A 26,373-nucleotide genomic window follows, 5' to 3' on the forward strand; every position below is an offset into this window, starting at 1 on the left:
ATATTTCTTTAACCCTAATCCAGCACACTTTTATCATGACTCGCATTATTGTAATTACCTCCGGTAAAGGAGGTGTGGGGAAAACAACAGTTTCGGCAAATCTGGGCATGGCGATCGCTAAAATGGGTCGTCAAGTTGCCCTAGTAGATGCGGATTTTGGTTTGCGGAATTTGGATTTGCTACTAGGGTTAGAAAACCGCATTGTCTATACGGCAGTGGAAGTTTTAGCTAGAGAATGTCGGTTAGAACAAGCTTTAGTTAAAGATAAGCGTCAACCTAACTTGGTACTACTACCAGCCGCCCAAAATCGTACCAAAGATGCTGTCACACCAGAACAGATGAAGTTACTGGTAAATGCACTGGCGCAAAAGTATCAGTATGTGATTATTGATAGCCCGGCTGGGATTGAAAATGGCTTTAAAAATGCGATCGCTCCCGCCAAAGAAGCTCTAATTGTCACCACTCCCGAAATTTCTGCCGTGCGGGATGCTGACCGAGTAGTGGGGTTATTAGAAGCACAAGGTATTAAGCGGGTGCATTTAATCATTAACCGTATCAGACCAGCAATGGTGCGGGCGAATGATATGATGTCTGTCCAAGATGTCCAGGAACTTTTGGCGATACCTTTAATTGGGGTTATCCCCGATGATGAACGTGTAATTGTCTCCACCAATCGCGGCGAACCTTTAGTTTTAGGGGAAACCCCCTCTCTAGCTGCCGTAGCTTTTGAAAATATTACTCGGAGATTGGAAGGAGAAACCGTCGAATTTCTCGACCTCGATGCACCCCAAGAAAACATCTTCACTCGTCTACGAAGGTTGTTACGCACTAAAATCGTTTAATTAATTCTCCAGTCTCCTCATACTACCAGCAATGATCATTGAACTCATAGACAAGCTGTTTTCCCGTACTCCTGATACCAGTCGTTCTCAAGTCAAACGTCGCCTGCAATTGGTAATTGCTCATGATCGCGCTGACTTAGATCCCCAGACTTTAGAAAAAATGCGGCAAGAAATTTTAGAAATCGTCTGCCGTTATGTAGAAGTTGAAACAGATGGTTTAGAGTTTTCTCTAGAAAGTAATCAACGCACAACAGCTTTGATTGCTAATTTACCCATCCGTCGGGTGAAAGAAACTATTCCTGAGTTGGAGAGGACTGAAACATCTCAGTAGATTTTGATGCACAGCGTCTATTAAGGAGTGTGACATTTGACGACACTCTGTAATTATTTATGGCAATTATTCCATGAATATAATATGCGCGTAGGGGCGCAAAACCTTGCACCCCTACTAATTTGGCTATTTAGGATGTATCAGTCCGGGAAATTATTTGTACTGGCGCACCCTAGCAACTCTACAATTCGGCATCACTAACGAGATGCCACTTGTGGCCCTGACCAAATTTCCGTCGCCTTGTCACCATAGGTTACGGGCTGATCAGCATCTGTGGTGGCTCCAGTTTTACCATCCACAGCTACTTTGACCAAAGGCCAGTTTTCTTCCCCCATTTCCCCTGCACGGAACAGGACATGATCGGGTTCGTTTTTACTCCAACCTAACAAGACGGCAATTTTTTCATGCTCATCTTCGTTTTGTGCAGGCGCAACTGTATTAGTTTGGTTTTTCTCGCGATCCCAAATTACGGCCTGATCTGTAGAATCACCTGTGTTAAACACCCCTTCAAACTTGCGTGCTAGGAAGCGATCGCTCTTCTCTGACCAACTCACAGGCACTAATACGCCGATTTTCCCATCTCTAGGGGATTGTGCTGCTAATTTCTCCTGCCTACTTAATAACGGATCTTTCACAGTAGTTGTAGCTGCCATGATCCGTAATTTCTTAGTTGCCCTCTCTTCGACAAACAAAACACTATTAACTTTACTGTTGTACATTTCCGGTTTAATTTCGAGTTCCACTCTGCTATAAACCGCATACTTACCATCAGGAGACACCACCGGTAAACTACGGTAATAACGCACCCTCGAATTACCTTGAGAACCAATAGCTTGTTGTGTAGATACAATCCACTTCCAAGGAATAGGATGAGGACTACCAATGGGATCGTTTTCTCCTGTTGCTGCTTGCTCTGGTTGTTCAACTATAGGAACATCTTCAGCAGCATCAGGTTGTGATTCTCGAAGAGTTGGCATAGCTTGAGTTGCTGCCAATAAATTCTCATCAAGTGTTTCCCTCTGGATAATATTGCTGTTCTCTTTTATTGAATAAAGATCAACTTCATTAATTTTTTTATAGGCACTTAATTGACTATCAGGTGTTTTTGGCAGTGGTGCTAGTTCTACAGCTGCTAATGAATCATTAACAGGAATATCACTGTCGGAACGGATATATTCTTTAGCTAGCAAAGACTCAAAATTGTCTGTTGGTAAAGCAACCACTGTTTCCTGTGGTAAAGTTTCCAGTTCTCTGGTGCTGGAATTTTTTTGAGGTGTGATTAATACTTCAACTAAATCTGATTCACGAACAGTAGCTATCTCCTGTGGTAAAGCATCAGATTCTTCCGTTTCAGTAGCAACTTTGCTGACGACTTTTGATTGCTTGGCTGAACTAGAATGAGCCGATGCTGCCACTAGAGGCGCAATTAGCATAACAAGAACAAAATAATTAAGAAATGGTTGGACGCGGAACCATCCTGACAGCAAGAGGGGTTTAAGCATGGGGGGACTCTCCAGAGGGGCGGTTGCTGTGTGAGGAGCAATATTTATCTGACAAGGAAACAGGTGATGATTACAGGTATAACAACAAACTCAAAGGTTTAACGAGATCAAGAAGAAAATTTTTTTAAATTTGGGGATTTTTACAGAAAAATAGTTTCATCCTTCACACCTTGTCATGAAAATTAAGGAGTTTTACGGAAAAATCTGCCAACCTAAAAACCAGCAGATCCACTGTCAAATGACTGCCTGAAAAAAACATATTACTGCGCCCAAGACTTAACCACTGGCAAAAAGTGGCATTGCCTAGACAACACTAAATCTATATGTTGGGCTAAAAACATAGATAGCCCAAAGATAGAGCTTTATAACTGAACTGTTGAGAGTAACATCAGCCAGATTAAGCTTACCTGTTGACACTTGTAACAACAGTACAGACCCCGATAACGGTTTGAGTGAGGCGTTACTTTAAAACTTGGGAAAGCTGACGCACAACATATAATACCTGAAAAACACCTTTAGCATCTACCATGAGGCAGAAATTTCTATGGGATGTTTCACAATTGCCATTACCTACTGCACAACATAGCCACTAAGGCAATGTTGTTAAAAAACGCAACTACACACTAAGCCGAATCAAGGGGCAGAATATTTCCTGGGAGTTACTTGGTAGATGTAGCTAAATTATTAGAAATACTAGCAACAGACACAGTTGATATCTGCTTATCTGCTTGCTAAGTTAGTTACAAGTCTATCAAGAAAATCTCGATTTTGTCACGCTCAATTCAGTTTTTGATGACTTAGATAAGGACTGATGTAGTTCCCCCAGGAAAGAGGAATTATTTGATCAGTATTTTATCTATTGAGTATGTACAAATTCAATAATCAACAGATTACCATTAACTCTTGACGAAATAATTAATTACATAAAAATTAATGAAAGTTGTATTTTTTGGCACACCTGAATTTGCTGTTCCCACCCTAGAAAAATTGCTGTGTCACAGAGAATTTGAAGTTTTGGCAGTTGTCACCCAACCAGATAAACGTCGAGAGCGTGGTAACAAACTTACACCATCACCCGTAAAAATTGTCGCCAATCATTACAATATCCCAGTATGGCAACCGCAGCGAGTGAAAAAAAATACGGAAACTTTGACACATCTCCAGCAACTAGATGCAGATGTGTTTGTGGTGGTTGCTTATGGGCAAATTTTGTCACAAAAGATTTTGGATATGCCAAAGTTAGGTTGTGTTAACGTGCATGGCTCGATTTTACCAAAATATCGTGGTGCTGCTCCTATTCAATGGTGTTTGTACCACGGGGAACAGGAAACCGGAATCACTACGATGCTGATGGATGTAGGGATGGATACTGGAGCCATGCTACTCAAGGCTACTACACCAATTGGCTTGTTAGACAATGCTCAGGATGTAGCTAAGAGGTTATCTGAAATTGGTGGCGATTTATTGATAGAAACATTAATCAAGCTGCAACGCCAGGAAATTCAACCCATTCCTCAAGATGATGATGCAGCCACCTACGCATCCTTAATTCAAAAGCAAGATTATGGTTTAGATTGGTCAAAGAGTGCTATACAATTGCACAATCAAATTAGAGGTTTTTACCCCAATTGCACTGCTATCTTTCGTGACCAGACTTTAAAGATTATAGCTGCCCTTCCCCTTGGTGCTACTTACAGAGATGAGCTACCACCGGAATTACAGAAAATTTATCAAAAATTACCTGATTTATCCAATATATCCGGTAGCCCAGGAGAAGTAGTAAGCATCGCCAAGGGAATAGGCGCAGTCATCCAAACTGGTGAGGGACTTTTGCTATTGCGAGAGATTCAGCTAGCTGGGAAACGTCCCCAGTCAGGATGGGATTTTGTGAATGGTACGCGTCTAACTGTAGGAGAAGTGCTAGGTAATGGAAGTTAGTATCCGAAGACAGTAATTGAGGGTGGGAGTAGGGAATGGGGAATAGGGAGTAGATATTCTAAGATGTTAACGCCCCGCTCCGCTAACAGCACCTGCTAAACGCTGCGCTACCGCTAAGAGAACACCAAAAAATAAATAATCCGAAATTGCTGGTTTGGTAGGGTGCGTCAGTATGAATAATTTCTGGGTATAGTTAGGTTCTATCGCACTGACGCACCATACATTATTGGATATTTTTTTGATCTGGAAGTCCCTAACAGCAATCAACACTGTCTGATATTTCATAAAAACGGCAAGATTCGCAAGGGCCGTTGGGGTTAACTGCACAGCGAATGATTTCAGAATGGGCATTATATTTACAGCTAGCATCCCCAACTACCCAACGTCCTGCGACTAAAGTTTTTTCTGCTGGCCTTTGAGCAGATTGGACGTAAACGGCTATGTTGTGCAAGCGATAACGCCCTGATTTAAATTGATATCTATGGCGGCGTTCTAAAACTGCGTAGGTTTTGCCTTGGAAATCAAGATAGTTTCCGGGTTGAGGTGTCCAATCGAGTTGAACTTTACCGAGGGAGCGACGTGGATGCGTCAGAATTACCTCAGTTGGTAAAGAATCTGGCTCCATAAGTTTATATTATGTGATTTACATTATAAAAATGGTATCGCAGGAGCCTACCTAGGTAGCTAAAAATAGGGAGTAGGAAATGGGCGGTGGGGAGTGGTGTAACTAAAAATTGCTGTCAGTGCGATCGCTAGTTATCAATTTATCATTCCAGTACCAAGACAATTTCTGCAACACACTATATTGGTAATTTTTGCTTAATTATTAAAATATCGTTACATTCTCTTCAAGATTAGTAATTGATAGAGGAATGTTAATCAGTACGATAGATAACTACTGGGTGGAAGTTTTTAACTCAAATATTCCTTTATATATCGTTACAAATTAGCGAAATTTCTCATGAGGTTATTGGCACAAATACGCGACTCTAATGTGGCTGTTTTATAGGAAAAGGGGGCGATCGCGTAAAAGCAGAAATTCCAAAGTGCCTATTAAATTGTTTGAAGTTATGTAGCCTTTTACTTACGGCGTATAAGCGACTGCGGTAAACTATGCCTTGATTATGATTCTTTCACAGAAAAGAACACTGGAAAGGAGCCGTTTTTTCAATGTCTCATACCGTAAAAATCTACGATACCTGCATTGGCTGCACCCAATGTGTCCGCGCTTGCCCAACTGACGTTCTGGAGATGGTTCCTTGGGACGGCTGCAAAGCTGCTCAAATCGCCTCTTCCCCCCGTACAGAAGACTGTGTAGGCTGCAAACGTTGTGAAACTGCTTGCCCCACCGACTTTTTGAGCATCCGGGTTTACCTGGGCGCAGAAACGACTCGCAGTATGGGTCTAGCTTACTAAGGAATTCACTTCTAATTCCTGATTTGGCTTACCATTAAGTGTCTCGATAGCAAGCATCTTTAGCATTGTAGGGTGGGCGGCGATCGCCCATCCTACAATGTCAAACTTCAAAAATAACAATATACCTAGTGGCAAAAGGGGCAATCTGCTCCTTTTTTTCTTGGTGCAACGCGACATTTTGACCAGCATCTATACTGGATTTAATTCTCCAGAACAAAGGGTGGTGTGAGTCATGTGTGGCATTGTTGGGTATATAGGCACTCAAGCAGCAACAGAAATTTTATTGGCAGGTTTAGAAAAACTAGAATATCGGGGTTATGACTCGGCAGGAGTTGCCACGGTTTGGGAAGGAGAGGTTAATTGTGTACGAGCCAAAGGGAAACTCTACAATTTACGTTCCAAACTGGAACAATTGGCAACTCCTGCCCAAATAGGAATCGGACATACACGCTGGGCAACTCATGGCAAGCCAGAGGAACATAACGCCCATCCGCACATGGATACGGCTATGCGAATCGCCGTTGTCCAAAATGGGATTATTGAAAACTACCGTGAGTTACGTGAGGAACTGAAAACCAAAGGGCATCAATTCCGTTCTGAAACCGATACAGAAGTCATTCCCCACCTGATTGCAGAATATTTAAAAAATCTGCCCTCTCCCCCTCTTCCCCTGTCCCCCTCTCTCTTTTTAGAGGCAGTTCGTCAAGCCGCTAATCATCTGGAAGGGGCATTTGCGATCGCAGTCATTTCGGCTGACTACCCCGACGAGTTGATTGTAGTTCGCCAGCAAGCACCTTTAGTCATAGGATTTGGTCAAGGGGAGTTTTTCTGCGCCTCTGACACGCCAGCGATCGTAGCCTATACTCGCGCCGTCCTCCCCCTGGAAAATGGCGAAATTGCCCGTCTCACCCCCTTGGGAGTGGAGATTTATAATTTTGCTGGTGACAGGCTCAAAAAACAGCCTCGGATGCTCAACTTGAATCCCACGATGGTAGAGAAGCAGGGATTCAAACACTTCATGCTCAAAGAAATTTACGAACAGCCGGGAGTGGTAAGGGCAAGTTTAGAAGCATACTTTGAGCATGAGGCGAATGATCATCAATCTCCAGTGCATCTGGGCTTACCTGAAGAATTTTACTCAGACTTAGAACAAATTCACATCGTCGCCTGTGGTACAAGTTGGCACGCCGCATTAGTAGGCAAATACTTACTCGAACAATTAGCCGGAATTTCTACTCAGGTACATTACGCCTCTGAGTATCGCTATGCACCGTCACCCCTCACACCGAATACCTTAATTATTGGCGTTACCCAATCTGGGGAAACCGCCGATACCTTAGCGGCTTTAGCAATGGAAAAAGAACGCCGCCTAGGACTAGCCTCCGAATATAGAGCTAGACTGTTAGGGATTACCAATCGCCCAGAAAGTAGCCTTGGTTTAATGGTGTCTAATATCATCAATACCCTGGCAGGAATTGAAATCGGTGTAGCTGCGACTAAAACCTTTATTGCTCAACTCATGGCGTTTTATGCCTTAGCGTTAGATTTAGCTGCTCGCCGTCAGACAATAGCAGCAGAAAAACTAGCAGAAATTATCCAAGGTTTACGCCAGATTCCCCAAGCCATTGAAGATACATTAGAAAGCCAGGAAGAATTAACCGAACACCTAGCCCATGAATTTGCTGATACTCAAGACTTCATCTTTTTGGGTAGAGGGATTAACTTCCCCATTGCTTTAGAAGGGGCATTGAAATTAAAAGAAATCAGCTACATTCACGCTGAAGGTTATCCGGCTGGAGAAATGAAACACGGCCCCATTGCTTTGTTAGATGCGAAAGTTCCTGTAGTGGCGATCGCAGTTCCCGGTAATGTATATGAAAAGGTAATTTCCAACGCCCAAGAAGCCAAAGCCAGAGATTCCAGGTTAATTGGTGTGACTCCTGTCAACGATGGCGAAGCAGCAGAAATATTTAATGATTTACTACCTGTGTCATCAGTGGATGAATTATTATCACCCATCCTCACAGTTGTACCTTTGCAACTATTGGCTTATCATATCGCCGCCCGTCGCGGTTTGGATGTTGATCAGCCTCGGAATTTAGCAAAATCAGTCACTGTTGAATAGTATAATTTTATACTTAAATGATTGAACGGCTTAATAATTCGCTTGAACAATAAATAATTGGATTCAATGCTTAATAAAGCGATTGAACAATAACCTCTAAGAGAATATGATTGTACAAAGTAAAAGTGCAATCATTCCAAGAGGTTATTTTTATTGTTAGGGTCAGAGGAAAATGCAGGAAAACTCAATTAAAGCGATACATGGAAAAAGGTTTTGGTCGAGGAAGTTGCAAAGACTGTAAAGAGTAGCTTACAATACCAGACTTCTTATCAAAAGATAGTTTATTGAAAACACACGGCTGGAAACAAATTGAATAAATTGCAGTAGTAAAATCAAATGAGTGGTAATCAACGAGTAATTAATGCTGAACCTACTAAAGAGTTATTTATATATATGTTGGTGCGAGATATACCGCTTATTCGTGCGATTATTGATCTTGTTGACAACTCAGTTGATGGTGCAACTCAATTACAAAGCAATGAGAATTATGAAGGGCTTTGGATAAAAATTTTAGCTAACAAATATCAATTTGAAATTCAAGATAATTGTGGAGGAATAACGGTAAAGCAGGCAGAGGAGTACGCTTTCAAATTTGGAAGATCCAGTGATTCTGAATTAACACCAAAATCAATTGGAAGGTTCGGAATCGGGATGAAGAGAGCTTTTTTCAAGATTGGAAAAAAATTTACAGTTGAATCAACTACCTCTAGCTCGAAATTTGTAGTTTCAGAAGATGTAGAGGAATGGAAGAAGAAGGATGAATGGACATTTGAGTTCTCAGAAGTTCAGGAAGGTATTGATTCTGATTCTGATGCTATTGGAACTCGAATATTGATTGAGAAATTGCATGAAAGTGTATCAGATGATTTAGGATTAGAAAATTTTTTAGCACAATTAAGACAAGAATTAACTATTGCATATTCGTTAAAAATAAAAAAAGGTTTAAGCATTAGCATAAATAATGAATATCTAATTGCTACTCCCCTTAATTTTCGTAGTTCTGACAAAATTCAAGTTGCAAAATTTGAAAAAGAATACAACTGCTTTGGAAACCATGAAATAGATACACCAGTGCGCGTTAGATTGTATGCTGGTGTATCAGAGAGAAATTTAAATGAAGGTGGATGGTATATATTTTGCAATGAACGCATGGTTCTTGAAGCTGATCAAACTGAAATAACAGGTTGGGGCACAAAAGCTGGTTTTCCAAAATATCATGCTGATTTTGCATTCTTTAGAGGCTATGCTTTCTTCGAGTCTGATGATGCTGCTTATCTGCCTTGGACTACAACAAAAACAGGGATTGATTATGATTCACCAATTTATAAATCTGTCAAACAAGAAATATCTCAATTAACGACTCCAGTGATCACATTTTTAAGACAAATGGCAGATGAAAAAAGCCGCGTAGAGCGTGGTGAGATATCTGAAAGCTTACTTGAGCAAGCATATTTGCAAACTTCACTTCACTCTGTATTTGACATTGATGATACAATTACCACCTTTCAGATTCCAGAAAAATCAGCAATTCCTCCTCGTGAAAAACGGGGCAACATACAATATAGTAAACCTCTTGAAGAAATTGAGCTAGTTAAACAATTATTAAATGTTTCATCGAATAAAGAGGTTGGTGAAAAAACCTTTGATTACTATTTAAACAACGAAGGATAAATATAATATTATGGCTGGTAGTTATTCAAGAATTAATTATCGTCTTCGTCCTGCAAAAGCAGTTGAAAGAAAGATGATATGTGATTCTCTCCGATGCTTAAGTCCGTTCGGAGAAGTTGCAACTTATAGGTATGTGGGTTTTGGCTCAACTTACTTTACTGATTTTATTCTTTTTCACAAATTTTTACATATTGAGGATATGATAAGTATAGAAAAAGATCGTAACGCCAAACCTCGTTTTGAATATAATAAACCTTTTGGATGTATAAAAATAAAGTATGGAACTTCCTATGAAGTTCTGCCGACAATTGAGTGGAATAAGAAATCAATTGTATGGCTTGATTATGATAGCCCATTAGAAAAAACAATTTTAGATGATATTGATACTCTTATAAGCAAATTAGTATCTGGAAGTGTTTTAATTATTACGACTAGTGCAGAGCCAGAACGACCTCAAGATGAAGGTCTTACTAGAGAAGAAATAAACAAATTTAGAGAAGATAAGTTACGAGAAAGACTTCCCAATGAAAAAATTCCTATAAATCTAAATTCAAGTGATTTAACTGGGAAGAATTTAGGAAATCTTTATAAAAGAATAATTCATAATCAACTCGAACAAAGTATTAGTAACGTCAATTCAACACGCTCGGAATACGAAAAGCTTAATTATAAACAGATTTTTAATTTTCGTTATGCAGATGGTTGTCGTATGTTAACAGTTGGATGGCTTATTTTTGAACATAAATACTGTAATTTGGTAGAACAATGTAAGTTTAGGAAGAATTTTCATACAGCAGAATTGGATAATCCTTATGAAATCAACGTACCAAATCTTACACCAAAGGAAATTCAGTATCTAGATAGCCAAATGCCCACAGATGATTGCGATGCAGGGAAACAAATTTGTATCTCTGCCCAAGATGTTAAATCCTATGCAGAATTGTATAAATACTTTCCTTCTTTTGTGGAAATGCTCATGTAGCTACGACAGAATTTTTCTTTTGATATAGTGTAATTCATTTGACCAAAAATTTTAAGATGAATAATTCAGATACCAATCAATCAGGTACGTTTGGTTTACCCATTGGCGGGTAAGTCCCTGAGAATTGGCAAGCATACAATTCGTTTGGGTATTCCCGACATATGTTTGCTTCAACCTGCGGAGAAACTGCGATCGCGCATTGTGGTAATAAGAGGACATGAAGAACCTGAAACTTTATTTAGTCGTAGCGCAGCGTCAGCTAGAACAACTGGGTATCTAAGCAATTGCTAGCATTCCCACCAAAGCCAATAGAAAACGAATACGTATAACTATCAAAATTAAAAAAAGGCAATAGCAATTACTTGAAAGCTAGACATCCAATTCCCACCCAGTATGAGGGAAGAATTAGCCGAGACAGGTTAAAATTCATGTAGGAGGTAAGCTATATGTTAAAAACAATTCAAGGAATTTATAAAAACGGCAAAATTGAACTAGCTGAAACACCGCAGGGTATTACAGAAAGCTTAGTTTATGTCACCTTTCTAGAAACTAAACCCAGCGAATGGCCAGAAATGATCATGCAATATCAAGGTGTAACAGAAAGTATTATCTTTGAATCATATCGAGATGAACTGATACCACCTAACGAAATAGAACTTTAATTATGTATGGGTTATCTACTGGATACTTGCGTCATTAGTGATTTTGTCAAAGGAGAAGAAAACACCCTCAAGCGAATAAAATTAATCTCTCCTACAGAAATTTTTGTTTCATCTCTAACAGTGATGGAGGTGAAATATGGATTAGCTATAAACCCACAGCGCGCTGTTAAAATTCAACCAGTTATTGCAACATTATTTAACTCAATAACAACTTTACCTTTTGACTCGAAGGAAGCAGAACAAGCAGCCGAAATCAGAAGCTTTCTCAAACAAGCAGGTTCGCCTATAGGTGCGTATGATGTACTCATCGCCGCCACCGCAGTCATCAATAATCACATTATGGTGACATCTAATGTCCGAGAATTTCAAAGAATACCTAACTTGCAAATCGAAAATTGGCGTTCTGTGTGAATAGCCGACTTATCCCCCATGTTATCTGAGATAAAGTTTCCGTTGAAAACTTAAACATCAAAATTTCCCCAGCATAACTGAAGAACTAGAATAAATATTAAGATTTGGAATTTCCCCAGATGAGCGTCACAATTCCCGATGATATCCTCAGAGCATCAAACATGACAGAAGATGAAATCAAATTAGAAATTGCTATCTTGCTTTACCAGCAAGGTAAAATTAGCAGTGCTAAAGTCCGAGCATGGACAGGAATCACAGTCCTGGAATTTCAGCATGAATTAGCCAAACGAGGTTTACATATTAACTATGATGTTGAAGATTTCCAATCTGATATAGCGACACTGCAATCAATGGGTTTGCTGTGATTATAGTTAGCGATACATCACCAATCACAAACTTAGCAGCGATTGGTCAGTTAGATTTATTGCGACAGTTGTATGGTAGCGTTATCATCCCTGAAGCTGTATATAACGAGATGGTTGGTGTCAATAAGATTGTCCCTGGTGCAGTAGAGGTACAAACTTTATCTTGGATTCAGACACAGACAGTTATTAATTCTCTACAAGTTACAGAAATTCAAGAAAATAATGAAAGTATTCACTTGGGAGAAGCGGAAGCAATTATTTTGTCCTTAGAAATGAAAGCTGACTTGCTGTTAATGGATGAACGCAGAGGACGAATAGTAGCTACCAATTATGGAATTAATGTAATAGGTCTGTTGGGAGTCTTGCTACAAGCCAAAAAACAGGGGCTAATTCCAGTTATTAAACTCTATGGTTGCAGTTTTAATCGCCTTATCCAAATCACTAGGGTTAAGTTTGCTCGTAACACCACTCAGCATTTTAAGTAAATACAAAATTAACCCTATTTACTACTGGCTTTTCCAGAAATTTTTGCGATTATTTACTGGATTTAATAATACCTCTGTCAAAAACCCGATGATTAGTACCGATCGCACTGACATCGATTCTATCAGGGTAAACTTCATAGGCGGCGAAGCTTAAATTACTTGTAGAATATCCAGTCCATTCTGAACGCCCCACAGGACGATTACCTGCACCCGCACCACAAATTAAATAGGTAGTCCCATCGATAGTGCGAGTACGTTCATAACTGTGTTCATGACCATTGATATATAGTTGCACACCATATTTTTTAAATAATGGTGTAAAGGTTTTGATAAAAGCTTGATTACTACCGTAGACACCAGATGAATAAATTGGGTGATGCCCAAATACTACTTTCCAAGGCGCATCACTACTACTTAATTCTCTTTCTAACCAAGGTATTTGATTTTTCCAATCGGCGTTACTGTTAGTATCTAAAGCAAAAAATTGCACGGAATTGCGGCGAAAAGTATAATACCTCCGTCCGTTCATATTAAAGCCAGGATATTTGACTTGTGGATCACCATTCTCAGTACGAATATCGTGATTACCTAAACAAGCTTGAAACTTCACACCTTGCTTGAGCAAATCTTGATAGGGACGCTCAAATACAGCATTAACTTTTTCAATTTCGCCATTATTATAAATATTATCGCCAGCTAACACTACTAAATCATAGGGATTGCGCTTGTGATATAGCGTCATCGCCTTAGCGACAGCATACTGTCCTCTGGCTCCAGTTCCGGTATCAGCAACAGATACAAACCGCAGTAATAAGTCTTTTTTGGCTGGTGTGGCGGCGGTTGCTAACTCAACCAGGTTAGTTTCACCATGTTGATGAGCTAGTGTCAAAGCTAAAACACCTGTACCAACGGTGCTGAGACTGCTTAAAAATAAAAATTGACGACGCTTGAGTTTCATAATTAACCAAATTTAATAAATAGCCAGTTTAGCCCAAGCCATGAGTCATGAAGTGATACATTAGGGCAAGTTATCTGACTTTGATTCTCTGGTTTTGGTAAAAGTTCCATGTCACAAGACAATCCCCCTGAATCCCAACCTAATCAACCTCCCCAAAGGCGAGTTCAGCCTGCTTGGAAGGCGCTCATCATTCAACTTCTGCGGGGGACGATAGGAATATTAGAAACCACTGTAGAGAAACTAGAGACAGCACCCCCTGCTGGTACGGAAGCAGCACCCGGATTTTGGCGATCGCTAGCATCTAAATGGAGTAGATTTTTACTTAAGCAAGTCCGTCCTTTTTTACCATCCAATTTGTCTACCAAGTTGACAGATACGGCTTTGACTGGCATCATTGCTAGCGTTACCGTGATTTTAATTGGGACAACTGTAACAGTCTTGACTAACAAACCCACTCAGGTAGCAACATTCCCCCCAGTTGAGGAAGTTCCCACACCTACACCCACCCCAACACCAACAATCACTATTCCACCAGAAGCAGAACCTACACCAAAACCACAGCCAACAGAGGAAATTACGCCGCTACCACCGGAAGTAGAAATTCCGCCCCCGTCACCAGAACCAGAACCTACACCAGAACCCACTCCTACGCCAACACCGACACCAAAACCTAAACCACAGTTAACCCCAGAACAAACTTTAATTGCAGCCATTGAAAATCAAGTGGCAGAAATTAGCAATAAAATTGCTTCTGGACTCATACAATCAATTCAAGCTAACTTCCGCACCAGCAGTCTGACTGTCAAAATTAATGACGACTGGTACAATCTCAAAGCCTCTGAGCAAAATCAACTAGCGACTGAGATATTGCAGCGTTCTCAAGAATTAGATTTTGCCCATTTAGAAATTATCGACTCTCAAGATAGGTTGGTAGCGCGTAACCCTGTTGTTGGGACTGAGATGATTATTTTTCAACGCAAAACAACAATTTTCAATGGAAGCGATCGCCTACAGTAGATATTAAAGCGTTTTTCCATCCTGTTCGAGTAACATAAGTAGCTTACGCAGCATTTGGATTGAGATTTGCGCTTCATCAGCTGTGAATTGGGATAACAGCTGTTTCTCTTTCTCAAAAAGAATAGGCATCACAGTATCCGCCAGCTGTACGCCTTTGGGAGTTAGGTGTACTATGACACTGCGCCGATCCTCTGCATCACGGATACGGGTTACTATGCCGTCTTGTTCTAGGCGATCAATTCGGTTTGTCATTGCGCCTGAAGATAGCATGAGCAAACTATAGAGTTCTGTAGGTTTCAGGCGAAAAGGATGTCCTTGTCGTCGCAGTGTGGCTAACACATCAAATGACCACACGTTCAAGCCATACTCAGCCAGTATACTTTCCCTCTGCTTTTCCAAAAGACGGGCAATTCGCAGTACCCGCCCAATTATCCCTAGTGCTGATGTGTCCAACTGCGGCAATTCCTGTTGCCATTCCTCAAGAATGATGTCAATTCGATCTTTGTTCATATTGCCATTTTAACTTGACATCGAGATTCTTGACATTTATCTTTATTTCAACTATCTTGATATCAAGCTAAATTTTGAACTGAGTTCTCATCGTTGGAATTTGAGCTATTGGAAATTATGAATTCTATGGGGGTGGACTATTTACACCCTCTATCCTCCTTATAAAACAACAGCCATGACACCTATACGTTTCAGCCATCAGGGATCTGCCCCTAATGGTCACAGATACTTATATATACTGCTAGCGTTACTGAATGGTGCGGTATTGCCGATTCAAACTAATCTCAATGCCCAATTAGCGCGATCGCTCAATTCTGTACCGGTAGCTGCCAATATTTCCTACCTTGTCGGCTCAATTGCTTTGATTAGTTTATTATGCACAGGTCGGTTTGGTCATCCAGATTGGTCTGCTTTAGCCAAAGCCCCCCGATGGAGTTTGATGGGTGGTTTATTTGGAGCATGGTATATTGCCTCCAGTGCTTACTTCACCTCGATTTTGGGAACTACCTTAACTCAGGGGTTAGTGATATGTGGACAAGCGATCGCTGGCATGGTAACTGACCATTTTGGCTGGTTAGGAGTTAACCGCCGTCGTCTAACAGCTAATCGCCACCTTACCGTTGGACTATTGATCGTGGCAATTTTTTTGCTTTCGCTACCCACCTAATACTTTTCAATATCATCTATGGATATCCTCTTAGCACTGCTTGGCGCTGGCTCGGCTGGTGGTTTCTCAACAATTGGTGCAGCCACTAATGCCCAATTAAAGACTATACTCCACTCCCCAATAGCAGCAGCAACAATTAATTTTCTGGTTGGGTTTAGTATCCTCACCTTGCTGCTAACACTTGGCATTCTCAAACCCTACAAACTTGACTTGCTTTCTGTTACTCCTTGGTGGGCATTTTTAGGCGGCTTGTTAGGTGCAATCTTCGTGACCTTAAGTACATTAATAATTCCTAAATTGGGTTTAACCACAACTACTTTAGTTGTTGTATTTAGCCAGATGTTGATGTCATTGATCATTGATCAATTGGGATGGTTTGGTGCTATTAAATATCCCATCACCATACCCAAAGCATTAGGAATTGCCACATTAATAGTAGCGATCATCATTACTCAATTGGATAGAAATTATTCTGATCAAAATTTTAGGTAAAGTTTGCATGGAATTGAGAAAATCATCTGGCATGAATATTCACCACTTCCTACTCCCTATTCCCCATTACCTTTTGAGATGGTATCCAGATGGTAAAAATTGAACCAATACCTACTGTGGATTCTACTTCAATTCGACCTCGGTGCAGTTCTACCAATTGTTTAGTTAATGCTAAACCCAATCCTGTTCCTTCGTAGCGGCGGCGATAGGGTGTATCGAGTTGCTGAAATTTCTCAAACAGTAATGGTAATTGATTTTCCGGGATGCCAATCCCAGTATCTTCAACTTGGAAGATAGCTGTATCATCTTCCACCCACAAACGCAACGTGACACTGCCGCCTTCGGGGGTAAATTTAATGGCATTAGTTAAAAGATTCCAGAGAATTTGTTGTATCCGTGTGGTATCAGCCGTGAAGCGATCGCGTCTAGGATCAATTTGTAAATCCAACTTCAGGCTAACTTGTTCACTATGAGCTTTATCGAGCAGTGATTCTATCGTATTTTCTGCAATGTTGGCCAAGGAAAATTCTGTAATATTTAAAACTGCTTTACCCGCCTCAATTTGTGACAAATCGAGGATGTCATTAATCATTTCTAATAAATGTTCGCCGCTATCGTGGATTGTTTGTAAATAATCCCGTTGCCGTTGACTTAATTCACCCAAAGGCCAACGTAACAAAGTAGCCGACATCCCAATCACGTAAGTTAAAGGCGTGAGTAATTCGTGGCTAATGGTAGCTAAAAATTCACTCCGGATGCGGCTAGCAGCTTCCGCCGCCACTAAAGCATCATGTAAAGCCATTGTCCGTTCAATGACTCGTTGTTCCAGAGTTTGCTTTTCTTGGGTGAGCGATCGCATTAATTCTGATTGATGAATTGCGATCGCTAATTGTTCAGCAATAGAAGTCAGTAAGCTTTTTTCACTTTCTTGCCACTGACGCGGACTATAACATTGATGAGCAATTAGCAACCCCCATAATTTATCTTCAAACATAATGGGTGCTGCTAATTTAGCTTTGATTTGACTTTCTCTTAAAAAATTCAATAAACACTCTTCTAGAGCGTAAGTTTTTTCTACATCATCAACAACTAAAGTAAAACCTTGACGATATTTCTCCCAACATGGAGAATTTCTCACAAAACAAGCTTTTTCTTGGTAATGTAGTACAGACTTAATGGTATCTGTAGCACGAGCTTCATAGACTATACAACCCCCATGAATTTGGCTCTCTGGTATGGGCAGTTGTAGGGAGTTTTGACGATTGACTCGTGATCTGTCAAATTTATATATAACTAATCTATCTAATTCTAAAAACTCCCGTACCTGGGCAATAGCCGTTGTCATAATTACTGACAAATCTAGGCTTTTGCGGATTTGCGTTGTCACCTGATTCAGCAATCGCTCTTGAGCAACTTGTTTTTTCAAAGCATCTTCTACTGCTTGACAGGCATAGACTTCAGGCATAGCATCCAGTGCAGATGTTGTTACTTCCTCCTGTTGCTGTGGTAAGAAATATTCTAATAACAACAAAGAAAATTGGCTTTGCAGAGTAGCATCATTAGGTCTGAGAATTTGGCAATAGCGTTCCAGATGTTGGTGAGTATAAGAATCAAGCCCAAACAAATCTTGCAATTTGGAGATAAAAGAGGCGATCGCCTCTGAGTTAAAAGTCAACCTAGTATTGAGTATGGAGTCAATATTGCTGTAAACTCCCGTAGAATGAGTTGAGTCCTGGGTGACGGGAATAAATTCCTCCCATAAACTTATCTGCTGTTGTTCTCCTAGCAAAAGCGCACTAAATCCCTCAGAAACCACCAGCGTAAACCTTTGCCTTTGCCACTCCAAAGGTATCTGAACCCTTGTCAAAACAGCTTCTGTGAGTAACAAAGCAGCATTCCCTAAAGATTGAGCCATCTGCTGCAACAATTCTCCTAGTTGATGAAACACAACTGAAGGCAAGTTTCGAGAAAAGCTCAAATCAGGAGAACTAATCATTTTCAATGATCTGGTGAGAGGGATTGGAGGCTGGGCTGAAATAATAGTTGTGATTATGTTCTAACTAACAATGTAAGGCGGTAATAAAGGATATGCACCGAATCAATAGCACAACGGTTGGATGGAATCAGTCAGAAGGTGTAATTTTTCTCGAACAAACCCCGGCTCCGATTGTGTTGATTACGGCTGCTGATACCGATATTCAAACCTTGGCAGCTGCATTTCCCAAATTACCTGTAACATTTCCTGCATTGAGAGTGGCTAATTTGTTGCTATTGCAGCAGCAGATTAGTATAGATACCTATAGTGAACAAGTATTAGAACTTGCCCAGGTAATTATCTTACGCCTATTAGGAGGACGTTCCTATTGGGCTTATGGTTTAGAAGTAGTGCAAGAAATTGTTCAACGTACTGGTACAACCCTAATTGTAATGCCAGGAGACGATGCTCTAGATCCTGAACTAATCTCTCAATCTACCTTGCCTGTAGCTATTGTTAACCAAATATGGCAGTATTTCAACGAAGGCGGCGTAGAAAATGCTGTTAATGCCCTGAAATTTATATCTGATAACTGCCTAGCAACTGCATATAATCCACCACCACCCCGACCAGTTCCCCGTGTGGGATTGTATCAATGGGAACAGGAAGTGGAAAAGTCCCAACTCCCCACTCCCAACTCCCCACTCCCTAAAGTTGGTCTATTGTTCTACCGCGCTCATTATCTTGCAGGTAACACCAAGGTAATTGATGCGTTGTGTCAGGCTTTGTGGCAAAGAAACTTGCGGCCTGTACCAGTGTTTATCTCTTCGTTACGTGATCCTGATGTGCAGGTGGAGTTGAGTGAGTTTTTACAGCCGAAAGACTCACAGCAAATTGCCGTGTTACTGAATACCACCAGCTTTTCTCTAGCTCGTTTAGACACAGAATCGCCCCAGACTGAACTGTGGGAAAAATTAGATGTGCCAGTATTACAAGTAATCCTCAGTGGGGGATTTTTAGAGCAGTGGGAAGCCCAGTTAAATGGCCTATCTCCCCGTGACATAGCTATGAATGTAGCACTACCAGAGGTAGATGGGCGGATAATTAGCCGTGCTGTGTCTTTTAAGGCGGTACAAACCCGCAATCCCGATTTAGAAACAGATGTGGTAGTGTATGAGCCAGTGAGCGATCGCATCGAGTTTGTCGCTCAACTAGCAGCTAATTGGGTACGCTTACGTTCCAAGCCACCCGAAGAGCGGAAAATTGCCCTAATTTTAGCCAATTACCCTAACCGCGACGGACGTTTAGCTAATGGTGTCGGATTGGATACCCCAGCCAGTTGTGTAGAAATCCTCAAAGCATTGCAATTAGCTGGGTATGACTTAGAAAACCCGCCCCATGATAGCGACGAATTAATCCAACGTTTAACCTCTGGTGTCACCAATGATCCAGAAGGTAGAGACTGGCGGCCAGTACAGCAGAGTTTATCTACTGCCGAGTATCAAGCATATTTCGCCTCACTACCAGCAGCAGTACAGCAAGGTATTAGGGAGAGATGGGGAAATTTTGAGCAGAGGAGCAGAGGAGCAGAGGAGCAGGGGAGCAGGGGAGCAGAGGAGCAGGGGAGCAGAGGAGAGTTATTATTCCTATTCCCCAATCCCCAATCCCCAATCCCCAATCCCCAATCCCCAATCCCCATTCCCGGTATTCAACTCGGTAACATCTTCCTAGGTATTCAGCCATCACGGGGTTATGATCTTGACCCTAGTTTGAATTATCATGCACCAGATTTAGAGCCTACCCATGCCTATTTAGCTTTTTACTATTGGGTGAGGGAATGTTTTGGAGCTGATGCCATTGTTCATGTCGGGAAACATGGCAATTTAGAATGGCTACCAGGTAAGAGTTTGGCATTATCTAGCAATTGCTATCCAGAAGTAGCTTTTGGCGCGATGCCTCACCTTTACCCGTTTATTGTCAATGACCCAGGTGAAGGTTCTCAAGCCAAGCGTCGCGCTCAGGCGGTGATTATTGATCATCTTACGCCCCCCATGACCCGCGCTGAACTCTATGGGGCTTTGCAAAAGCTAGAAAATTTAATTGATGAGTATTATGAGGCGGAAAGTTTAGATCCGTCTCGATTACCAGCCATTCGCGATCGCATCCGCGAATTAGTCATTCAAGAAAATCTTTACAAAGACTTAGGAATTCAAGATGAAAAAGACATTTTGAATTTCGAGGCTTTAATTTTGAATTCTCTTGATGGATATCTGTGTGAATTAAAAGAAGCACAAATTCGGGATGGTTTACATATTTTTGGGCAATGTCCCCAAGGTAGACAACTCAGAGATTTAATTGTGGCGATCGCCCGCATCCCCAACCGCTATTCTCCAGGTATCACCAGGGCTTTAGCCGATGCGTGGGGTTTAGATTTCGACCCCCTCACGGCCGACTTTAGCACCCAATTATCCCCAAGTGATCAAAAAATACTAGCTGATCAAACCCAAAATACCTGCCGCAATGTAGGCGATGCCATCACCGCCCTAGAAGAACACGCCGCTATATTAGTAGAAAAACTAATCACCAATCCCCAGTCCCCAATCCCCAGTCCCCAATCCCCAATCCCCCATTCCCTCAACTGGATTAACACCAAACTCCTCCCCGCACTACAACAAACCCACACAGAAATTACCAATCTACTACGTGGATTAGATGGTAAATATGTCCCCAGCGCCCCATCAGGCGCACCCACACGGGGAAGGCCAGAAGTTTTACCCACAGGCAGAAATTTTTACGCTGTGGATATTCGCGCCATTCCCACAGAAATCGCCTGGGATATCGGCAGAAAAGCAGCCGAAAACCTCATAGAACGCTACACCCAGGAGCATGGTGAGTATCCGAAAACACTAGGCTTATCCGTATGGGGAACAGCCACAATGCGGACTGGTGGTGATGACATTGCTGAGGCGTTAGCGTTATTGGGTGTCAGACCTGTATGGGATGGGGCAGCTAGACGCGTTGTTGATTTAGAAATTCTGCCCCTGAGCATTTTAGGCAGACCCCGTGTAGATGTAACATTACGCATTTCGGGATTTTTCCGTGATGCTTTTCCCAACTTGATGGATTTATTTGAGCAAGCCGTCAACGCCGTCGCCGCCTTAGATGAACCAGCAGAACAGAACCCCTTAGCAGCACAAGTGAGCCAAGATACTGATTTTTGGATGCAACAAGGGTTAACTTCAGAAGCGGCATTCGAGCGATCGCGCTATCGCATCTTTGGTTCTAAACCAGGTGCTTACGGTGCTGGACTCCAAGGCTTAATCGAATCTCAAAACTGGCAAGACGACCAAGACTTAGCCAGCGCCTACATCAACTGGAGTTGTTACGCTTACTCTTCAGGAAACAGGGAACAGGGAGCAGGGAACAGCAGGGAAACATCCCATGCCCAATCCCCAGTCCCCAGTCCTCAGTCCCCAGTCGCTGCCCCCGAAGCCTTTACCCAGCGATTAGCACAGCTGCAAATTGTGCTACACAACCAAGACAATCGTGAGCATGACTTGCTCGATTCTGATGATTATTATCAATTTCAGGGTAGTTTAGTCGCTGCGGTGCGTTCTATCCAAGGACAAAATCCCGAAACTTATTTTGGTGATCATTCCATTCCCTCCCAACCACGGATTCGCCAACTGCAAGAAGAAATTACACGAGTGTATCGTTCTCGTGTGGTTAATCCTAAGTGGATTGACGGCATGATGCGCCACGGTTACAAAGGCGCATTTGAAATGTCAGCAACTGTAGACTTTTTATTTGCCTATGATGCCACGGCCAGATGTGTGGAAGATTATATGTATCAAGGTGTGATGCAGGCTTATTTGCTTGATCCAGTGGTTGCGGCATTTATTCTAGATAAAAATCCCCATGCACTCCGTGATATTGCGGAAAGATTATTAGAGGCACACAAACGCGGTTTATGGCAGGATGTAAATATACAAACAATAGAAAATTTACGCAACATAGTACATCAAGCTGAAGCCAGCATTGAAGAAAAATAAGTGGTGTAGGAAATATGGACAATATCGCGTATTTGCACCTAGCCTCCGACTATGAAGGTAACGAATCCAGTGATTTAGTGTCTCTCAGTTACTTGTTTAACCAAGCAGCTGCACCAGACTGGAAACGTCTCTCTAGTAGAGCTTGGAAATATATGCTACCCTTGGCACTGACATTATCTATTCTTGGTAGTATTAGTAGCGTTTGGGCGTTGCAAAGGGGAGATCAAGGCCCTTCTGTCCGCAGTCTCCAACAAAAGCTGCAACAAGCAGGTTTTTATCAAGCTCCCATCAGCCAAGTCTATGATTTCCCCACAGAAGCAGCTGTGCGGCGTTTTCAAGAAGCGGCTGGTTTGCCTGTTGATGGCATTGTCGGCACTAGGACTTTAGAAAGATTGGATAATTGGCGTGCATCACCTGTGAGTAGCCAACCCCCAAAAGCCACAGTTGTTAATACATTCACCACACCTCAACCAACTAATAACGCTACTACGCCACCCAGACAAACCAATTCTGCGAGTACACAAACTCGCCAAAATACGGTTATTAATACACAACGCAGATCCAATGTTACTGCTGCTGTCAACAACAAACGCCGCAGTCCCAACTATTTAACTAAAGGAGATGAAGGGGAAGATGTGAGATTGTTACAAGAACGCTTGCGAGTAGCAGGATTTTATTTCGGTAACGCTACGGGAATTTTTGGCCCGATTACTGAAGAATCTGTGAAAAGATTTCAAGCCGCTTATAAACTCAATGTTGACGGGATTGTTGGCCCCGCAACACTCAAGAGATTGCCACCTGTTGGTGTCGGTGGAGAAACTCCTGCACCTAAGCCTACAGCAATTAAAGATACACTGACCATAGGCGATCGCGGTGAGGCAGTCAGAGTGTTACAAGAACAACTCATTAAAGCCGGATATCTAAAAGGAACACCCAATGGCTACTTTGGCAGCTACACAGCAGATGCTGTCAAGCGGTTTCAAGGGGAGAATTACTTAGCTATCAGTGGGATTGCGGGGCCTACTACTAGAGCTAGGTTACATAGTTTGGTCAGTAAAACACCCAAAAGCGATTTTAATGTCTTGGAAATCCAAAGACGACTACAAGCCAGAGGATTTTATAAAGGCCAATTAAATGGCGTAATGGCAGAAGACACGAGAAAAGCCATCAAGCAAGCTCAAGAATTTTACGGTATCAGTCTCAATGACATTAGAAGCGGACGCTTCTAGCACCCGCTTTTGTATTGCCGATATAAATTCTTAACAGGTTGCTTACCTCCGAATCACACCCCACGAGAAATCGCTCAAAATACTATTTAGTAGGTTAATTTGAGTAACTTCCCCTTTTTTTCTACCCAAGTGCTACAGAGGCATCAACGCCCGTTGGCACTTGGGACACACTGCATGGATTGTCATCTGACAGTCAAGTAGATGAAACCCTTCTTTTTGAGCAGTTTTAGCCCCAATTTTTAAAATTGAGTCATTTTTGAACTCAATAGTGGCGTTACATTTGACACAAATTAGGTGATGATGATGATGGGGATAAGGCTGGTTAATTTCGTAATGTTTATGTCCCTCACCTAATTCCAGTTCCCGCAAAATCCCCATCCGCGCCATCAACTTCAAAGTCCGGTAGATAGTTGAGAGACTAATTCCTTCACCCTCGCTTTCTAGGCGTTCATAAAGATCCTCAGCACTGAGGTGTTCGCCTTGTGGGAGTTCTTGAAAAATGTGTAAAATTGTTTCCCTTTGGGGAGTTAAACGCCAGCCTCGTTCGTTTAATTCTGCCTTTAATGAAGTAGTTGTGTAGACAGTCATACTAATTTTTCTCAACAAAGCCTATTAATTGAGAATATAGCAAATGTTTTGGGTGATTTGCAACAATCGTAGCTTATTGACAATATTTGTTAAAATTTTAAAAATAATCGATCAAATATATCAGAGTTACAGAGTTAATAATGATCCCCACCTGCAATAGATATTCAACAATCGACTGAAAAAACAACTCTATTATTAATTGCCAAATTTTATTATCAGCAATCGATAGTCGTTAAAAGCGGGGATCAAGGAATTTGGTAGCAGAAAATAGTCCAGAGTCAACAATCCATAGTATAGATTTTTTTCACTATTGACTATTGACTATTGACTATCGAGTATCGCATTAACTCAAAGACTCTAAATAGTCACGGATGAGGTTGCGACGCTTAGGTTGACGCAGTTTTTGCAAAGCTTTGGATTCAATTTGGCGTACCCGTTCCCGTGATAAATCAAGAGCGCGGCCAATTTCCGCTAAAGAGTAAGGATGACCATCTGCTAACCCAAACCGCATTAAAATCACATCACGTTCACGGCTGGTTAAATCTGCTAACAAATGTTGCAAGTCTCTTTGTAAAGATTCTCGCATTAACATTTCTTCAGGTGTTACACCGTCGGTTTCTAATAACTCACCTAATTCGGTGTCTTTATCTTTACCGACTTTAGTTTCTAAAGAAACGGAACGAGGAACTCTTAACAAAACTTCTCGCACTTGGCTAGGTGTCATTTCTAACTCAATTGCCAAGTCTTCTAAAGTAGGAGTGCGTCCTTTTTCTTGGGCAATTTTACGTTGAGCTTTTTTAATTTTGTTGAGCTTTTCTGTGATGTGAACAGGGAGGCGAATCGTACGACTAGAAGTAGCGATCGCTCTGGTAATTCCCTGACGAATCCACCAGTAAGCATAGGTACTAAAGCGGTATCCCTTGGTGGGATCAAATTTTTCTACAGCGCGTTCTAAACCCAGAGTCCCTTCTTGGACTAAATCTAATAATTCCAAACCGCGATTTTGATATTTTTTCGCCACAGACACAACCAAGCGTAAATTCGCCTTGATCATATGTTCTTTGGCTTGCAGTCCATTAGACTGAATTTGTTCCAATTCTTCTACAGTCATTTTGGCAATTTCTGCCCAACGACGCTTCCCTTCGGACAAAATCGGCTTGAGATCCGATACTTGGACACCAGCTGTATTAGCCCATCTTTCTAAAGAAGGGCGGTGTCCTAACTCCGATGCTAAACGTTCTTGAACTTCAATTAAGTGAAGATAGGGGGTAGCTACTGCATCTCCTTGTTTGGCTGCACCCGCAAGCACTGTCCGCAATCTTAGGTATCGCTGAACTTTTTGTGCCTCGGAAACTTCTTCATCCCTTCCTAACAACCGTACCCGGCCGATTTCCTGAAGGTATAGACGTACCAAATCTGTACTGCGACGGTTAGCACTGGCAGCAAAGTTATTGGGATCAGCAGCAGCAATCTCCAATTCGTGGAGATCGTCCACCGACAAATCACTGTCATCAACCGTAAGATCAGGGTCTAAAACCTGGCGGGATTGTTGGGTATTGTAGGCGGCATCTGCATAAAAAGATGTTGCTGGCATAAATCGTCTCTATGGCTCCAGGTAACAATAGATTGCGGTCAGCTAATTAACTGTTGCTATTGTTCCCGTGATTTTAGATGAACTAACACGGTTGAGGTTTCCAGTAATGTTTTGTTGCAAAAACTTACTGGTCTTTGTCCAGATTAAAACCGAACTATGTCGGCTGCTGAACATCTGATTGAACCAATAGCTATTCAAACCCATGATTAGGCTTTAAATCCGAACTACCTAGTTAGCATTTCAACCTTGGTGGAAATTAGTTGCTACTTTGGCAATTGTATAAACACATTTCGGTGGAAATGATGTTTACCATCGGCATAGTCACATCTACATGAATATCAAAGTAATTTCCTGACGATTTTCTACTTTTTTTTCTCAGGATTTTTGGGGAGAAAATAGAAGTAATAAATGATGAAAGATGGTTGAGTAATCTGTAACAAGTGATACTTTCATTTCATATTCTGTGAACTCTTGGCACTGTTTTATCAACACTTCACACTTAGTTAGCATCTAATAAATATTTCTTCAGGGGTGTAGGGGGATAAGGGAGAGAAGAATAAT

Annotated in this window: 26 protein-coding genes; 17 read left to right on the forward strand and 9 right to left on the reverse strand. The window is 41.5% G+C overall.

Annotated elements, in window-relative coordinates:
- The first annotated feature begins 35 nt into the window (after positions 1-35).
- Together minD and minE are read left to right on the forward strand one after the other, a co-directional pair.
- Positions 36-842, forward strand: coding sequence for a septum site-determining protein MinD (gene minD / locus NOS7524_RS01500; RefSeq protein WP_015136686.1), 807 nt, complete (start codon positions 36-38; stop codon positions 840-842).
- A 31-nt stretch (positions 843-873) separates the two neighbouring features.
- Entirely contained in the window at positions 874-1,173 is a 300-nt protein-coding gene (gene minE / locus NOS7524_RS01505; protein WP_015136687.1) for a cell division topological specificity factor MinE, read from the forward strand.
- Positions 1,174-1,370: 197 nt separating this feature from the next.
- On the opposite strand, the gene NOS7524_RS01510 is transcribed toward minE, so the two are convergent.
- On the reverse strand, positions 1,371-2,675 hold the full coding sequence (locus NOS7524_RS01510; RefSeq protein ID WP_015136688.1) for a hypothetical protein: 1,305 nt from the start codon (positions 2,673-2,675) through the stop codon (positions 1,371-1,373).
- A gap of 933 nt (positions 2,676-3,608) precedes the next feature.
- Between NOS7524_RS01510 and fmt the strand changes: the two genes are divergently transcribed.
- The gene (gene fmt / locus NOS7524_RS01515; RefSeq protein WP_015136689.1) at positions 3,609-4,613 is read left to right on the forward strand and encodes a methionyl-tRNA formyltransferase; all 1,005 of its coding nucleotides are present in this window, start codon (positions 3,609-3,611) and stop codon (positions 4,611-4,613) included.
- Positions 4,614-4,679: 66 nt separating this feature from the next.
- Here fmt and NOS7524_RS30380 read toward each other — a convergent pair whose 3' ends face one another.
- Together NOS7524_RS30380 and NOS7524_RS01525 are read right to left on the reverse strand one after the other, a co-directional pair.
- Positions 4,680-4,898: a hypothetical protein gene (locus NOS7524_RS30380; protein WP_015136690.1), complete on the reverse strand. Its 219-nt coding sequence runs from the start codon at positions 4,896-4,898 to the stop codon at positions 4,680-4,682.
- Complete coding sequence (locus NOS7524_RS01525; RefSeq protein WP_015136691.1) at positions 4,867-5,238, reverse strand: DUF6464 family protein; 372 nt, start codon at positions 5,236-5,238, stop codon at positions 4,867-4,869. The genes NOS7524_RS30380 and NOS7524_RS01525 overlap by 32 nt, the downstream gene beginning before the upstream one ends.
- A gap of 545 nt (positions 5,239-5,783) precedes the next feature.
- Here NOS7524_RS01525 and psaC point away from each other — a divergent pair.
- On the forward strand, positions 5,784-6,029 hold the full coding sequence (gene psaC, locus NOS7524_RS01530; protein ID WP_012411495.1) for a photosystem I iron-sulfur center protein PsaC: 246 nt from the start codon (positions 5,784-5,786) through the stop codon (positions 6,027-6,029).
- Here the strand turns inward: psaC and NOS7524_RS30875 are convergent.
- Positions 6,018-6,140 (reverse strand): hypothetical protein, encoded by a 123-nt coding sequence (locus NOS7524_RS30875; protein ID WP_268741975.1) that lies wholly within the window; start codon positions 6,138-6,140, stop codon positions 6,018-6,020. The genes psaC and NOS7524_RS30875 overlap by 12 nt on opposite strands.
- Before the next feature lie 121 nt (positions 6,141-6,261).
- Here NOS7524_RS30875 and glmS point away from each other — a divergent pair, with 121 nt between their 5' ends.
- The 8 genes from glmS to NOS7524_RS01570 all read left to right on the forward strand — a co-directional run bounded on the left by glmS (position 6,262) and on the right by NOS7524_RS01570 (position 12,730).
- Complete coding sequence (glmS, locus tag NOS7524_RS01540) at positions 6,262-8,154, forward strand: glutamine--fructose-6-phosphate transaminase (isomerizing) (RefSeq protein ID WP_015136692.1); 1,893 nt, start codon at positions 6,262-6,264, stop codon at positions 8,152-8,154.
- Between the two features lie 336 nt (positions 8,155-8,490).
- Positions 8,491-9,825, forward strand: a complete 1,335-nt coding sequence (locus tag NOS7524_RS01545; protein ID WP_015136693.1) for an ATP-binding protein — start codon at positions 8,491-8,493, stop codon at positions 9,823-9,825.
- Between the two features lie 10 nt (positions 9,826-9,835).
- Positions 9,836-10,807, forward strand: a complete 972-nt coding sequence (locus NOS7524_RS01550; protein WP_015136694.1) for an O-methyltransferase — start codon at positions 9,836-9,838, stop codon at positions 10,805-10,807.
- Positions 10,808-10,909: 102 nt separating this feature from the next.
- The gene (locus tag NOS7524_RS31120; protein WP_442789485.1) at positions 10,910-11,098 is read left to right on the forward strand and encodes a type I-MYXAN CRISPR-associated protein Cas6/Cmx6; all 189 of its coding nucleotides are present in this window, start codon (positions 10,910-10,912) and stop codon (positions 11,096-11,098) included.
- Between the two features lie 155 nt (positions 11,099-11,253).
- Positions 11,254-11,469, forward strand: coding sequence for a hypothetical protein (locus NOS7524_RS01555; RefSeq protein ID WP_015136695.1), 216 nt, complete (start codon positions 11,254-11,256; stop codon positions 11,467-11,469).
- A 6-nt stretch (positions 11,470-11,475) separates the two neighbouring features.
- Positions 11,476-11,880 carry a type II toxin-antitoxin system VapC family toxin gene (locus NOS7524_RS01560; RefSeq protein WP_015136696.1) on the forward strand — a complete coding sequence of 135 codons (405 nt, stop codon included), beginning with the start codon at positions 11,476-11,478 and terminating at the stop codon, positions 11,878-11,880.
- A 119-nt stretch (positions 11,881-11,999) separates the two neighbouring features.
- A complete protein-coding gene (locus NOS7524_RS01565) occupies positions 12,000-12,245 on the forward strand; it encodes a UPF0175 family protein (RefSeq protein ID WP_015136697.1) in 246 nt (81 codons plus the stop codon).
- On the forward strand, positions 12,242-12,730 hold the full coding sequence (locus NOS7524_RS01570; RefSeq protein ID WP_015136698.1) for a nucleic acid-binding protein: 489 nt from the start codon (positions 12,242-12,244) through the stop codon (positions 12,728-12,730). Before NOS7524_RS01565 ends, NOS7524_RS01570 begins: the two co-directional genes overlap by 4 nt.
- A 49-nt stretch (positions 12,731-12,779) precedes the next feature.
- Here the strand turns inward: NOS7524_RS01570 and NOS7524_RS01575 are convergent, their stop codons facing one another.
- The gene (locus NOS7524_RS01575; RefSeq protein WP_015136699.1) at positions 12,780-13,688 is read right to left on the reverse strand and encodes a metallophosphoesterase family protein; all 909 of its coding nucleotides are present in this window, start codon (positions 13,686-13,688) and stop codon (positions 12,780-12,782) included.
- Between the two features lie 108 nt (positions 13,689-13,796).
- Between NOS7524_RS01575 and NOS7524_RS01580 the strand changes: the two genes are divergently transcribed.
- A complete protein-coding gene (locus NOS7524_RS01580; protein WP_015136700.1) occupies positions 13,797-14,705 on the forward strand; it encodes a hypothetical protein in 909 nt (302 codons plus the stop codon).
- 3 nt (positions 14,706-14,708) lie between these two features.
- Here NOS7524_RS01580 and NOS7524_RS01585 read toward each other — a convergent pair whose 3' ends face one another.
- The gene (locus tag NOS7524_RS01585; RefSeq protein ID WP_015136701.1) at positions 14,709-15,215 is read right to left on the reverse strand and encodes a MarR family winged helix-turn-helix transcriptional regulator; all 507 of its coding nucleotides are present in this window, start codon (positions 15,213-15,215) and stop codon (positions 14,709-14,711) included.
- A 175-nt stretch (positions 15,216-15,390) separates the two neighbouring features.
- Between NOS7524_RS01585 and NOS7524_RS01590 the strand changes: the two genes are divergently transcribed.
- Together NOS7524_RS01590 and NOS7524_RS01595 are read left to right on the forward strand one after the other, a co-directional pair.
- Complete coding sequence (locus NOS7524_RS01590) at positions 15,391-15,882, forward strand: DMT family transporter (RefSeq protein WP_015136702.1); 492 nt, start codon at positions 15,391-15,393, stop codon at positions 15,880-15,882.
- An 18-nt stretch (positions 15,883-15,900) separates the two neighbouring features.
- Positions 15,901-16,374 (forward strand): DMT family transporter, encoded by a 474-nt coding sequence (locus NOS7524_RS01595; RefSeq protein ID WP_015136703.1) that lies wholly within the window; start codon positions 15,901-15,903, stop codon positions 16,372-16,374.
- 49 nt (positions 16,375-16,423) lie between these two features.
- On the opposite strand, the gene NOS7524_RS01600 is transcribed toward NOS7524_RS01595, so the two are convergent.
- Positions 16,424-18,370 (reverse strand): GAF domain-containing sensor histidine kinase, encoded by a 1,947-nt coding sequence (locus NOS7524_RS01600; protein WP_015136704.1) that lies wholly within the window; start codon positions 18,368-18,370, stop codon positions 16,424-16,426.
- Positions 18,371-18,462: 92 nt separating this feature from the next.
- Between NOS7524_RS01600 and cobN the strand changes: the two genes are divergently transcribed.
- Positions 18,463-22,401, forward strand: coding sequence for a cobaltochelatase subunit CobN (gene cobN / locus NOS7524_RS01605; RefSeq protein WP_015136705.1), 3,939 nt, complete (start codon positions 18,463-18,465; stop codon positions 22,399-22,401).
- A 14-nt stretch (positions 22,402-22,415) separates the two neighbouring features.
- Entirely contained in the window at positions 22,416-23,630 is a 1,215-nt protein-coding gene (locus NOS7524_RS01610) for a peptidoglycan-binding domain-containing protein (RefSeq protein ID WP_015136706.1), read from the forward strand.
- Between the two features lie 132 nt (positions 23,631-23,762).
- Here NOS7524_RS01610 and NOS7524_RS01615 read toward each other — a convergent pair whose 3' ends face one another.
- Positions 23,763-24,218 (reverse strand): Fur family transcriptional regulator, encoded by a 456-nt coding sequence (locus NOS7524_RS01615; protein WP_015136707.1) that lies wholly within the window; start codon positions 24,216-24,218, stop codon positions 23,763-23,765.
- A 343-nt stretch (positions 24,219-24,561) separates the two neighbouring features.
- Complete coding sequence (gene sigC, locus NOS7524_RS01620) at positions 24,562-25,812, reverse strand: RNA polymerase sigma factor SigC (protein WP_015136708.1); 1,251 nt, start codon at positions 25,810-25,812, stop codon at positions 24,562-24,564.
- Positions 25,813-26,373: the final 561 nt, after the last annotated feature.

Origin of the sequence: Nostoc sp. PCC 7524, assembly GCF_000316645.1 — a bacterium.
Taxonomy (GTDB): Bacteria; Cyanobacteriota; Cyanobacteriia; order Cyanobacteriales; family Nostocaceae; genus Trichormus.

Excerpts from the sequence above, each read along its gene's own strand:
- NOS7524_RS01550 (WP_015136694.1), top strand. The coding sequence starts at position 9,836 with ATGGCTGGTAGTTATTCAAGAATTAATTATCGTCTTCGTCCTGCAAAA.
- minE (WP_015136687.1), top strand. The coding sequence starts at position 874 with ATGATCATTGAACTCATAGACAAGCTGTTTTCCCGTACTCCTGATACC.
- NOS7524_RS01585 (WP_015136701.1), bottom strand. The coding sequence starts at position 15,215 with ATGAACAAAGATCGAATTGACATCATTCTTGAGGAATGGCAACAGGAA.
- NOS7524_RS01595 (WP_015136703.1), top strand. The coding sequence starts at position 15,901 with ATGGATATCCTCTTAGCACTGCTTGGCGCTGGCTCGGCTGGTGGTTTC.
- sigC (WP_015136708.1), bottom strand. The coding sequence starts at position 25,812 with ATGCCAGCAACATCTTTTTATGCAGATGCCGCCTACAATACCCAACAA.
- NOS7524_RS01615 (WP_015136707.1), bottom strand. The coding sequence starts at position 24,218 with ATGACTGTCTACACAACTACTTCATTAAAGGCAGAATTAAACGAACGA.
- NOS7524_RS01580 (WP_015136700.1), top strand. The coding sequence starts at position 13,797 with ATGTCACAAGACAATCCCCCTGAATCCCAACCTAATCAACCTCCCCAA.
- NOS7524_RS01525 (WP_015136691.1), bottom strand. The coding sequence starts at position 5,238 with ATGGAGCCAGATTCTTTACCAACTGAGGTAATTCTGACGCATCCACGT.
- cobN (WP_015136705.1), top strand. The coding sequence starts at position 18,463 with ATGCACCGAATCAATAGCACAACGGTTGGATGGAATCAGTCAGAAGGT.
- minD (WP_015136686.1), top strand. The coding sequence starts at position 36 with ATGACTCGCATTATTGTAATTACCTCCGGTAAAGGAGGTGTGGGGAAA.
- glmS (WP_015136692.1), top strand. The coding sequence starts at position 6,262 with ATGTGTGGCATTGTTGGGTATATAGGCACTCAAGCAGCAACAGAAATT.
- NOS7524_RS01510 (WP_015136688.1), bottom strand. The coding sequence starts at position 2,675 with ATGCTTAAACCCCTCTTGCTGTCAGGATGGTTCCGCGTCCAACCATTT.
- NOS7524_RS01600 (WP_015136704.1), bottom strand. The coding sequence starts at position 18,370 with ATGATTAGTTCTCCTGATTTGAGCTTTTCTCGAAACTTGCCTTCAGTT.
- NOS7524_RS01545 (WP_015136693.1), top strand. The coding sequence starts at position 8,491 with ATGAGTGGTAATCAACGAGTAATTAATGCTGAACCTACTAAAGAGTTA.
- NOS7524_RS01560 (WP_015136696.1), top strand. The coding sequence starts at position 11,476 with ATGGGTTATCTACTGGATACTTGCGTCATTAGTGATTTTGTCAAAGGA.
- psaC (WP_012411495.1), top strand. The coding sequence starts at position 5,784 with ATGTCTCATACCGTAAAAATCTACGATACCTGCATTGGCTGCACCCAA.
- NOS7524_RS30380 (WP_015136690.1), bottom strand. The coding sequence starts at position 4,898 with ATGAAATATCAGACAGTGTTGATTGCTGTTAGGGACTTCCAGATCAAA.
- NOS7524_RS01575 (WP_015136699.1), bottom strand. The coding sequence starts at position 13,688 with ATGAAACTCAAGCGTCGTCAATTTTTATTTTTAAGCAGTCTCAGCACC.
- NOS7524_RS01610 (WP_015136706.1), top strand. The coding sequence starts at position 22,416 with ATGGACAATATCGCGTATTTGCACCTAGCCTCCGACTATGAAGGTAAC.
- NOS7524_RS01565 (WP_015136697.1), top strand. The coding sequence starts at position 12,000 with ATGAGCGTCACAATTCCCGATGATATCCTCAGAGCATCAAACATGACA.
- fmt (WP_015136689.1), top strand. The coding sequence starts at position 3,609 with ATGAAAGTTGTATTTTTTGGCACACCTGAATTTGCTGTTCCCACCCTA.
- NOS7524_RS01590 (WP_015136702.1), top strand. The coding sequence starts at position 15,391 with ATGACACCTATACGTTTCAGCCATCAGGGATCTGCCCCTAATGGTCAC.
- NOS7524_RS01555 (WP_015136695.1), top strand. The coding sequence starts at position 11,254 with ATGTTAAAAACAATTCAAGGAATTTATAAAAACGGCAAAATTGAACTA.